This is a genomic window from Larkinella ripae (genome assembly GCF_054780775.1).
Genome location: NZ_BAAGVR010000001.1, coordinates 872,769 through 884,813 on the forward strand (window position 1 = coordinate 872,769; position 12,045 = coordinate 884,813).

The following is a 12,045-nucleotide window of genomic DNA, read 5'->3' on the forward strand; positions in this document are numbered from 1 at the left end:
AATACATTTTGCCAAAAAAAGCATTTCTTTGCATAGTTCAATTTGTTCCAAAACCATCTCTATTAATTATGATAAAAAACTACTACATTTCTTTGCGTTTCCCCTCTTTGCTAGTAGTCCCCACACTTTTTATGCGTCCAGACGTCGGTTGTATGTCTCACCCGTCAGCGAATTGATTGCTGTCTACATCCCCACTGTCCCAATTTTTCTGTCAAAAACTTTAACTAAGTAACCAGTGCCCAATCTTAATCTCAATTAAACCAATCCTTCTTATCTGTATGAAAAAGTCTACTCATCAGATACCTCCCAAAAACAGGTATCTCTTAGTACTTTATCTAATGCTAGTTTCTGTCTCCGGAGCTTTCGCCCAAGTAACCATTAAGGGAAAAGTGACCGGCGGACAAAGCGACGTTCTGCCCGGGGTCAGTATTGTGGTGAAGGGAACAACCCAGGGAACCACGACCAATTCCGAAGGAACGTATTCGCTCAATGTACCGAGTAAAACCGCCACGCTGGTTTTTTCTTTCATCGGTTACGTCACCCAGGAAGTTGCCATTGGTGGTCGCTCGACGGTCGATGTCAGACTGCTGGATGATGTCAGCCAGTTGAACGAAGTCGTGGTAGTAGGGTACGGGGTGCAGAAAAAAGAAACCGTAACCGGCTCGGTGGTTTCGGTCAAGGGAAGCGACCTGGTGAAATCACCAACGACGAACCTGTCTAACTCCATCGCGGGCCGTCTGCCGGGTGTTGTGGCCGTCAACCGCAGTGGAGAACCGGGTTACGATGGCTCGGCCATCCGGATTCGGGGAACGAACACGCTGGGGAACAACAACGCCCTGGTCGTTGTCGATGGTGTTCCGGCGCGGTCCGGGGGTCTGGAACGGATCAACCCGGCCGACATCGAAAACATCTCGGTTTTGAAAGATGCTTCGGCCGCCATCTACGGATCACGGGCTGCCAACGGGGTTATCCTGATCACCACCAAGCGGGGTAAAACCGGAAAACCCCAGTTGTCGTATTCGTTCAACCAGGGCTTTGCACAGCCCACGGTGGTGCCGAAACTGGCCAATGCCGCCGAATACGCCAAGATGCTCAATGACCTGAACGTGTACGAACTTCCGGTTTCGGAATGGTCGGCCGCCACGCAGGCGTATACGGCTACCGGTAAGTATACCCGCCCGGACGGCACCGTCCGGACAGCGCCGTATTCACCGGACGACATCACCAAATACAACGACGGTTCGGACCCCTGGGGCCACCCGAACACCGACTGGTATAAATCGACGCTGAAAACCTGGTCACCGCAACAGCAGCACAACCTGCAGGTGACGGGCGGTACGCCGGAGTTCAAGTATGTGGCTTCGCTGGGCTACCAGAACCAGGATGCTTACTACAAACGCTCCGCAACCGGTTACAAACAGTACGATCTGCGCGTTAACCTCGATGCCGACATCAACAAGTACGTTCACCTGGCGGTGGGCTTGCTGGGTCGCGAAGAATTCCGGTTTTATCCGACGCGGGGCGCCGGTGCCATTTTCCGGATGCAGATGCGGGGCAAACCGAACCAGCCGGCTTTCTGGCCCGACGGTCGCCCGGGTCCGGATATCGAAAACGGTGAAAACCCGGTGGTGATTACGACCAACGATACCGGTTACGACCAGGAGAAACGGGATTATTTCCAGACGAATGGCCAGTTGGACATCAAAATTCCGGGTGTCGAAGGGCTGAAATTTACGGCAACGGCGGCAATCGATAAATACATCCGCAACCGGAAACTGTGGCAAACGCCCTGGACGCTGTACGAACGCGGAACCGGCGTTGATGCCAACGGCATTCCGAACCTGATTGCCAGCAAACGCGGACCCGCCGAACCCCGTCTGAACCTCTACAACGAAAACCAGCTGAACATTCTGCTGGGCGGTATTCTGAACTACGAGCGGAAATTCAACGAAGACCACGGCCTGACGGTGCTGGCCGGGGTAAACCGGGAAACCATCACGGGTGACGCATTTGAAGCCTTCCGGCGGTATTTTATCTCGGCGTCCATCGACCAGCTTTTTGCCGGTGGTGACCTGGAGAAAAACAACAACGGGGGTGCTTTCGAACGCGCCCGGATCAACTACTTCGGGCGGGTAGCCTACAACTATAAGGAGAAATACCTGGCCGAGTTCCTGTGGCGCTACGACGGTTCGGACATTTTCCCGAAGGAAACCCGCTACGGTTTCTTCCCGGGCTTCCTGGCTGGCTGGGTAATTTCCGAAGAAAACTTCCTGAAAAACGCCATTCCGTCGATCAACTACTTGAAACTGCGCGGTTCGTGGGGGCAGTTGGGTAACGACCAGATTTACCTGCCCGGAACCACCAACCTGGCAACCTATCAGTACCTGGCGACCTACGGTTTCAACACGTACATCATCAATAACCAGCAGCAGAAAACGCTGACGGAAGCCCGGATTCCGAACCCAACCATTACGTGGGAGGTGGCCAACAACGCCGATATCGGTCTGGAAGGCCAGTTGTTCAACGGCAAAATCAACTTTGAATTTGACTACTTCAACAACCTGCGGACTTCGATTCTGTATCCGCGGAACGCATCGATTCCCCGCACGACGGGTCTGGTGCTGCCTCCGGAAAACATCGGAAAAGTTCGCAACAAAGGGTTCGATGGTCAGATCGGTTACAACGGCCAGGTTCAGGATCTGAAGTTTACGGTTAGCGTCAACGGTGGGTACGCCCAAAACCGGATCATCTTCTGGGATGAAGCCCCGGGCGCACCCGAGTGGCAGCGGACCACCGGTATGCCGATCAACGGATACATTGCTTACGAGTACGACGGGGTGTTCAAGGATCAGGCCGACATCGACGCCAACACGCTCGATTACTCCGCCATCGTAAAAACCATCCGTCCGGGTGACATGAAGTACAAGGATTACAACGGCGACGGTAAAATCACCCCCGACGACCGCGTCCGGAACACCCGCACGAACCTGCCGCTGTTCCAGGGTGGGATGAACATCACGGCATCGTACAAAAACTTTGACCTGACGATTCTGTTTCAGGGCTCAGCCGGTGCGCAGCAGTACATCAGCCTTGGCGAGTCCGGCAACATCGGTAACTACCTGAAAGAGATCTACACGGATCGCTGGACGGTTGAAAACCCGAGCAGCGTACACCCACGTATTGCCAACCGGAGCGACCAGTATTTCTCGGGTGGCAACACCTACTGGCTGCGTTCGGCCGATTACATCCGCCTGAAAAACTTCGAGATCGGCTACACGATTCCGGACAACATCGGCAAAAAAGTCGGTATCAGCAACCTGCGCGTGTATGCCAACGGTCTGAACCTGTTCACGTTGCTCAACAAACTGGGTTCGTTTGACCCGGAAGCTGACAACTCCACCGGACAGTACTATCCGCAGGCACGGATTATCAACACGGGACTATCGCTTCGTTTCTAATTATTAATTCAACATGCTACGAAAATTTAAAACCATAAGTTTAGCAGTCGGAATTGCAGCCTTTTCCGTCACGGGTTGTAACGACGACTTCGTGAATACCCAGCCGCTGGATCAGGTGTCCGGAACGGCGGTCTGGTCGGATGCGGCCCTGGCCGAAGCCTTCGTTACCGGTATCTATGCCGGGCTGGGATTTGGGGGACTTTACGAACAGCAACTCTCGTCGCTGACCGATGAAGCCATCTTCACGCACCCCGGTCGGAACATTACCACCATCACCGAATCCCGTTCCAACCCGGCTGATCCGGGTTGGGTCAACGAAACGATCGACTGGAACCAGATGTACCTGCGCATCCGGGCCTGTAACCTGGCGCTGGCGAATCTGGCGAAGCCGAACTTCACGAACACGAACAAAATTGTGGAACGGCTGACCGGTGAAGCCAAGTTCATGCGGGCCTACTATTATCATCAATTGGTCCGGTATTACGGTGGGGTTCCTATTGTGGACCGTCCTTATGAGTTAGGGGAAGCCGATTACCTGGTGACCCGCAATACCATGGAGGAGTGTATCAACTTCATCGTAAAAGACTGCGACGATGCCGCTGCCGCCCTGAAAGGCCTCTCAATGGCCAAAGGCCGGGCGAACGACGTTTCGGCGCTGGCGCTGAAAGCCCGCATTCTGACGTACGCAGCCAGTGATCTGTACGACGCGACCACGGCCAAAGCCAAATCTTCGACGCATGCCGCTTTTGCTAACCCGGCGCTGCTGGGGTATGTTGCGGGCACCCGCGCCGAACGCTGGACCAAAGCCCGGGACGCGGCCAAAGCGGTTCTGGACATGACGGCTTACGGTTTTCAGCTGAACCTGACGGCGCCGGCTACCAAAGAAGACGGTACGGCCAACTACATGAACATCGCCCTGTCGCGCAGTGGTGGTGAACGTGACGTCCTGTTCACGCGCTCGTTTATCAACGACAAACAGGAAGCGGGCGGTCAGGTAGGTCTGCACAACGGACCGAATGGGTATCACAACTGGGCCGGAAATACGCCGGTTTCGCTGCTGGTGGATGACTACGAAATGATGGACGGTACCAAATTTAGCTGGACCGATCCGAAGAAAGCGGCCACGCCGTATGTCAACCGCGATCCCCGTTTGTATGCAACCATCCTGTACGATGGCTCACCCTGGAAACCCCGCACGGCCGATGTAGCCGCGAAAGATCCGGTGAACCAGATTCAGACGGGTAGCTACGAGGTTACGGGCGCTAACGGAGCCAAAACCGTCATCGCCGGTCTGGATACCCGCAAGAGCTCGGTGGAAGACTGGAACGGTAGCTATACGGGTTATTACCAGCGGAAATTCACCGATCCCAACCCGGCTATCGTTGACCAGAACACGTACCAGCAAATTCCTTGGCCGTTCTTCCGGTATACCGAAGCTGCCCTGAACTACGCCGAAGCCTGCATCGAACTGGGTCAGGATGCCGAAGCCAAAATCTGGCTGAACCGCATTCGCTACCGGGCCGGGATGCCCGCGCTGACCGAAACCGGTGCGGCCCTGAAGGAGCGGTATCGCAACGAACGCCGGATTGAGCTGGTCTTCGAAGAACACCGCTACCACGATGCCCGTCGCTGGATGATTGCTTCGACCACCCTGGGCCGCAAAGCCAACACCATCAGCGTCACCGGTACGTTGAAAGCGGGTAAGTCGGTATCGCTCTACAAATACGATCCGACCAGCTACGATTACACGTACAAAGTCGTCGACATCGATCCTGGAAAGGAAAACCGGTCCTGGGCCGACAAGATGTACTACCTGCCGATTAACCGCGACGAAATGAACCGGAACAACAAGCTGGTTCAGAATCCGGGCTACTAAGCCATGCGGTTTTACATGCGATAGAATTTGTGCCAGCCCAAGTGGGCTGGCACAGCTTTTTAGCCACTTTTTACCGTAACCCCTGGCGTCATGAAAGCCGTGTTAGTCATCGCCCTGATTGGATTGCTGGGTGTTTCTGAATTGCAGGCGCAAAAAAACGGAATCCTCCGGATCAAAGGAGGCCCCAACTGGCAACACTCGGTTCCGATGCCGGACCGCTACCGGTATCCCCAGTTTCGGGAAGGTAAAGTCGAGTACCGCAACGGTCAGTCGGCGGCCGGACGCTTTAACTACAACATCCTGATCGGCGAGATGCAGTTCATCGACCCCAAAGGCGACACGCTGTCGCTGGCCAACGAGACGCTGGTCCGATCGGTTCAACTGGCCGAAACCGGCTACCGGTACGATCCAAAATACGGTTTTGTCGAACTGCTGGCCGATTACAGTGCGGTCAGGCTGGCGTTCAAGCCGATCTTTAAAACGCTGCGGGCCGAAAAAAACGGCGCGTACAACCAGTCGTCCGGCACCTCGTCCATCACCCAGTATAAATCGTTTATCGGCGGCAGCGGCCAGCTTTCCCGGCTCGAACAGGAAGGCGATCTGTTGCTGGAAAAAGACGTGGTATACCTGATGATCGACCAGAACAACCGGTTTTACCGAATCAGCAAAAGCGCCGTTCTGAAGCTGTTTTCAAAATCCAGATCGGCCATCGAAGACTACCTGAAAGCCGAATCCATTGATTTCAAAAAAGAAGAGGATCTGAAACGATTGCTGCAATTTTGCAGTACGTTAACCAGTTAACTTTAAAGGGGTTCGGTTTACAGTTTTCCGTTTACGGTTACGCGCTGTACCCAAAATGCGTCAGCCAACCATAAGCGGAAAACCGTAAACCGTCACCCTATTTCGCATTCTGATTCCATGAAATTGCTTTCTTTACCTTTTTTTTCATCCTGTCTCCTACTCGTCGTCCTCACCCTGACCGGCTGCCGGGATTCTTCCTCGCGGGAAGAAAAAACCGCCGTCGAAAATACCGGTCCTCCGCTCTTCACGCTGCTGGCTCCGGAAGAAACCCAGGTCCTTTTTGCCAACACCCTGACGGAAGGCCTGAACACCAACGTGCTGATGTACGAATACTTTTACAACGGCGGGGGCGTGGCCGTTGGCGATCTCAACAACGACGGGCTGGACGATTTGTACTTTACCGGAAACATGGTTGCCAACAAACTCTACCTCAACCGGGGCAACCTGAAATTTGAAGACGTTACCGACTCGGCCGGGGTGGCCGGGCGCGAAGGACCGTGGAAAACCGGCGTGACCATGGCCGACGTCAACGGCGACGGCTGGCTGGACCTCTACGTGTGTTACTCCGGAAATCTGTCGCCCGAAAAGCGGATCAATCAACTTTTCATCAACGAGGGCAGCAAAGCGGGCGGCCTTCCACATTTCACCGAAAAAACCGCTGAATACGGTCTGAATCACGCTGTTAACAGTACGCAGGGTTTCTTTTTCGACTACGACCAGGACGGTGATCTGGACCTTTTTCTCCTGAACCACAACCCCAAATCGCTACCGCTGCTGGACGAAGCCAGTACGGCGGACTGGTTGAAAAAACCGGATCTGCAAACCGGCATCCGGCTTTTCCGGAACGATCCGAAGAACGGAAAACCGCATTATCAGGACATCACCCGAACGGCCGGTTTACGCAACACCGCCCTGTCGTACGGCCTGGGTGCGGGCATTTCCGACCTGAACGGTGACGGCTGGCCGGATTTGTACGTTTCCAATGACTACACGATTCCGGATTACCTCTACATCAACCTCAGAAACCGAACGTCCTTCTCGGATAAAATTCAATCCAGCCTGGGGCATTTCTCGCATTTTTCGATGGGCAACGACGTGGCCGATGTCAACAACGACGGCTTACCGGACGTCTTCACGCTGGATATGCTGCCCGAAGACAACCACCGGCAAAAGCTGCTTTTTGCCCCCGATAACTACGAAAAATTCGACCTCAACCTGAAAACCGGGTTCCACTACCAGTACATGCGGAACATGCTGCAACTCAACAACGGCGACGGCAGCTTCAGCGAAATCGGGCAGCTGGCGGGGCTTTCAAATACCGACTGGAGCTGGGCACCGCTGCTGGCCGATTACGACAACGACGGCTGGAAAGACCTGTTTGTGACCAACGGCTACGTGCGCGACTTCACGAACATGGACTTCACGAAGTACATGAACGATTATTTGCAGAACAACCAGAGCAACGTCCGGCGGCAGAACATCCTCGAACTGGTCTACCAGATTCCGGCTTCGGATGTGAATAATTACGTGTTCAAAAACAACGGCAACCTGACGTTTTCGGATGTCAGCAAGGCCTGGGGCATGGCGCTGCCCTCGAACAGCAACGGGGCGGCTTACGCGGATCTGGACAACGATGGCGACCTGGATCTGGTGGTCAACAACCTCAACAAACCGGCGTTTATCTACCGCAACGAAGCCAATGTCCAACTTAAAAACAACTACCTGACGGTCAGGCTGGAAGGCAGCGAAAAAAACCGCTTCGGGCTGGGTGCGAAAGTGACGGTTTATCAGAAAGGCCAGCAGCAGCTGCTGGAACAGATGCCGTCACGCGGTTTTCAGTCGAGCGTATCGCCCGTGCTCCATTTTGGGCTGGGGAAAAACGCCACCATCGATTCGCTGCGGGTGGTCTGGCCGGGTGGCAGCCAACAGCTTCTGACCGCCATGAAGGCCAATCAAACGCTGGTTTTGTCCGAGAAAAACGCCCGGACCGCCCCGCGTCCGTCGTCTGACCCTGCTGGCCTGTTCACCGAAATTAAGCCGCCGGTCGCCTATCAGGCGGTTAAAAACAACCTGAACGATTTCAAACGCCAGCCGCTGCTGATCACGCCACAGTCGTTTGTCGGGCCGTGCATGACCAAAGCCGATGTGAACGGCGACGGCCGGGAAGACGTGTTTGTGGGGGGCGGCAACGGCCAGGCCGGCGTCCTCTACCTGCAACAGACCAATCAGCAGTTTCTGCCCACACCGCAGCCCGCGCTCGAAGCCGACAAAGGCAGCGACGATGCCGACGCGGTTTTCTTCGACGCCAACGGCGACGGGTTCCAGGATTTGTACGTGTGCAGCGGAGGCTACGCCAATTTCCTGCCCGACGATCCGAAGTTGCAGGACCGGCTGTATCTGAACGATGGTAAGGGAAATTTCACCAAAAATCCGGCGGCTTTGCCCAACCTGCGCACCAGCAAAAGCTGCGTCCGGGTTTCGGACGTGAACGGCGACGGCAAACCGGATCTGTTCGTCGGCGGGCGGGTCATTCCGGGGCGGTATCCCGAAACCCCGCCCAGTTTTCTGCTGATCAACGACGGCAGGGGGAAATTCAGCGACCAGACGGCCAGCCTTGCTCCGGCGCTGCAACGAATCGGAATGGTGAGCGATGCCGCCTGGACCGACCTCAACGGCGACCAGAAACCGGAGCTGGTGGTCGTGGGCGAATGGATGCCGGTGACGGTTTTCGGAAGCAGCGACGGGAAATGGGAGGATCAGACGAAGACCTATTTTGACAAAACCTACCGCGGCTGGTGGAACAAACTGCTGGTCGATGATCTGAACGGTGACGGCAAACCGGATCTCGTTATCGGCAATCAGGGCCTGAACACGCAGTGCAAAGCCAGCGATCAGCAGCCCGCCGAACTGTTTTACAAGGATTTCGACGACAACGGCTCGGTCGATCCGATTTTGTGTTTCTACATTCGGGGCAAAAGCTACCCCTACGTGTCCCGCGACGAACTGCTCGACCAGCTCAGCATCATGCGCACGCGCTTCCCGGATTACAAGAGCTACGCCGACGCCACGATGCAGGAAATTTTTACGGACGAAGAACGGAACGGCGCCACGCGGCTGGAAGCGAATTACCTGAAAACCGCTTATTTTGAAAGCAACGCCCAGGGGAAATTCCGGGAAAAACCGCTGCCCATTGACGCACAGGCATCGCCGGTTTTTGCGCTGACGGTTCTGGATTACGACCACGACGGCAAAAAGGATTTGCTCGTGGGCGGCAACATCAACCGGGCGCGGCTGCGGTTTGGCAAGTCCGACGCCAACTACGGCCTGCTGCTGAAGGGCAACGGAAAAGGACAGTTCACAACCGTGCCGCAACGGCAATCCGGTTTTCAGGTCAAAGGCGATGTCCGGAGCATCCTGCCGATCGGCAACACGGTTTTGTTTGGAATAAATCAAATGGGTATTAAAGCGTACAAATTTTAAGGAGAGATTATTTCGCAGCGTTAAGCGGAGTCTCTGCGAAATAGCTTTTTGAATGATCATGAAAAGGTTAACTCTCCTTTTTTTCGTCTTTCTCATCGGCTGTAAGACGGAAAAGGCGCCGGAGCTCAACAACCGGGAGATCACCCAGGTCGTTGACGCGATGACCGAGGTGATGATTCACGACGTGACGAATCCACCCTTGGCCGCCCGGTTTTTCACCTACGCCTGTCTGGCGGGCTACGAGGTTCTCGCCCAGAACGACAAGGCCTACCGCCCGATGCACGGCGTGCTGAACGACTACCCGAAGATGGAAAAACCGCAGGCCATCGACGGTTTTTCCACCGATCTGAGTGCGGTGCTGGCGATGGTCAAAACCGCCCAGAAAATGCAGCCTTCGGGCAAGCGCCTGGAAAAACTGGAGCAACACTTGCTGGATTCGTGCCGGACGATCGGTTTTTCCGAAGCGGCCATTGAAAGCTCCACGGCCTATGCGGTCGCCATCAGCCAGCAGATGCTGAAATACGCCAAAGCCGATCGGTACAACAGGATCAGCAACTATCCGCGTTATACGCCCTCCGGCAAGGAAGGCACCTGGTACCCGACACCCCCGGGCTATTTTGCGCCGGTCGAGCCGCATTTCAACACCGTACGGCCCTTTACGCTTGACTCCGCTTCGCAGTTCAAACCCGTGCCGCCGGTGGCTTTTTCCCGAAATAAAACGTCTGCGTTTTACCGGCTGCTCGAACAGAATCACCAAACCGGAGCCGCGAGTTTGAGCGACGAACACCGCCTGATTGCGGCTTTCTGGGACTGCAATCCGTTTGCGCTCGAAAACAACGGGCATATGCTGGTGGGCTTGAAGAAAATTTCGCCGGGCGCGCACTGGATGGGCATCACCGGCATTGCCTGCGCCCGGGCCAAAAAAAGCTTTGCGGAGTCGCTGAAAATCCATACGGCGGTGGCCATTGGACTGATGGACAGTTTCCTGGCCTGCTGGGACGAAAAATACCGCAGCGACCGCATCCGGCCCGAAACCGCCATTCGTCAGCTCGTTGATCCGGCCTGGAAACCGTTTCTGCAAACCCCGCCGTTTCCGGAATACCTGAGCGGCCACTCCACCATTTCATCGGCTTCGGAAGTGATTCTGACCCATTATTTCGGGGATAATTTTCAGTATACCGACACCGTCGAGGAACGCTACGGCCTGAAAGCGCGCTCGTTCCGCTCGTTCCGCGAAGCCGCCGTCGAAGCCGGACTGTCGCGGTTTTACGGAGGCATTCACTTCATGGACGCCATCGACAACGGCCGGGCGCAGGGCCTGAAAGTGGGCGAATGGGTAGTGAAGAAGCTCCACTGAAAGGCGGTTTTCCGGGCGCTAGTCGACAAAGGCCGGATCCGGTTTTTCGGCAATGACCGGGGCGGTTTTGCCGATCATTTCGAGCAGCGACACTTCCACCGTGCGGCACATCTGGTTCAGCGCCAGGTCGTTGGGCTCCACCCCAAAGGGCTCCTCAATCTCGTTGCCAATGGCTTCCAGCGCAATGAACGTGTAGCCGATAAAGACGACAATCAGGGGCGTCATCCAGCCGATGCTGTCCACCAGTCCAAACGGCAGCAGGAAACAGTAGATGTAAACCGTTCGGTGCATCAGGACACTGTAGGTATACGGAATCGGCGTATTGGCAATGCGTTCGCAGCCGCCGACCACGCCCGAAAGCAGATTCAGGTTCTGATCAAACGCCAGGCTGGTGGGGGTGTCGATCCGCCCGTCGTGTTGCCCCTGCTGCACCCATTTTCCCAGCTCAACCAGCAGCCGGACCGGTTTAAACCGGACGGATTGCAGGGTTTCGGCCAGCGGTGCGGGCAACAGGCGTTCCAGATCGGCGGCCGGACTGGTCTGCCGGAGCTGGTGTTTCAGGGCGTACGCAAACGCAATCAACAGATTGACAAACTGGGCCGTCTGGGGCGAATCGGCGGGCAGACCGCTCATGGTGATGGCCTGCCGGGCGAGTGAGCGCGAATCGATCAGAAGCGAGCCCCAGAGTTTCCGCCCTTCCCAGAACCGTTCGTAGCTGGCGTTGTTCCGAAAACCCAGAAAAATAGCCAGGGCAATGCCGATGAGCGTAAAGGGCGCGGGCGTCAGCGGAATCTTGTGCAGAAACACCTGCCCCTGCAGGGCCACGATCAGGCACGAGAGCAGAAACAGGGGAATCAGGCGGGGAATCAGCGCGGGCAAAACCGATCCTCGCCAGACAAAAAGCATTCGAAACCAGTTGTATTTAGGGCGTACAATCATTCCATTTCAGCTCCGCCATTTTCCGAAAACCGGCGTTACGGCTGCAAAATAGAGGAAGAATTTCTAGAATACCCAAACGTTTTCCGCTTCCCGACTGGCCGGGCGCTGCCGCTTCGGCCCGGCATCCCGCAGGC

The 12,045-nt window shown here is 55.6% G+C and carries 6 protein-coding genes; 5 read left to right on the forward strand and 1 reads right to left on the reverse strand.

What is annotated here, in order from left to right:
• The first annotated feature begins 338 nt into the window (after positions 1 to 338).
• From ACYVHX_RS03570 to ACYVHX_RS03590, 5 genes are all read left to right on the forward strand, one after another.
• The gene (locus tag ACYVHX_RS03570; RefSeq protein WP_460670218.1) at positions 339 to 3,458 is read left to right on the forward strand and encodes a SusC/RagA family TonB-linked outer membrane protein; all 3,120 of its coding nucleotides are present in this window, start codon (positions 339 to 341) and stop codon (positions 3,456 to 3,458) included.
• A 13-nt stretch (positions 3,459 to 3,471) separates the two neighbouring features.
• Positions 3,472 to 5,334 (forward strand): RagB/SusD family nutrient uptake outer membrane protein, encoded by a 1,863-nt coding sequence (locus ACYVHX_RS03575; RefSeq protein WP_460670219.1) that lies wholly within the window; start codon positions 3,472 to 3,474, stop codon positions 5,332 to 5,334.
• Positions 5,335 to 5,424: 90 nt separating this feature from the next.
• Positions 5,425 to 6,135 carry a hypothetical protein gene (locus ACYVHX_RS03580; RefSeq protein WP_460670220.1) on the forward strand — a complete coding sequence of 237 codons (711 nt, stop codon included), beginning with the start codon at positions 5,425 to 5,427 and terminating at the stop codon, positions 6,133 to 6,135.
• 117 nt (positions 6,136 to 6,252) lie between these two features.
• Positions 6,253 to 9,615, forward strand: coding sequence for a VCBS repeat-containing protein (locus tag ACYVHX_RS03585; RefSeq protein ID WP_460670221.1), 3,363 nt, complete (start codon positions 6,253 to 6,255; stop codon positions 9,613 to 9,615).
• Positions 9,616 to 9,673: 58 nt separating this feature from the next.
• Positions 9,674 to 10,972 (forward strand): vanadium-dependent haloperoxidase, encoded by a 1,299-nt coding sequence (locus ACYVHX_RS03590; RefSeq protein ID WP_460670222.1) that lies wholly within the window; start codon positions 9,674 to 9,676, stop codon positions 10,970 to 10,972.
• A gap of 18 nt (positions 10,973 to 10,990) precedes the next feature.
• Here ACYVHX_RS03590 and ACYVHX_RS03595 read toward each other — a convergent pair whose 3' ends face one another.
• A complete protein-coding gene (locus ACYVHX_RS03595) occupies positions 10,991 to 11,911 on the reverse strand; it encodes a bestrophin family protein (protein WP_460670223.1) in 921 nt (306 codons plus the stop codon).
• Positions 11,912 to 12,045 lie beyond the last annotated feature (134 nt).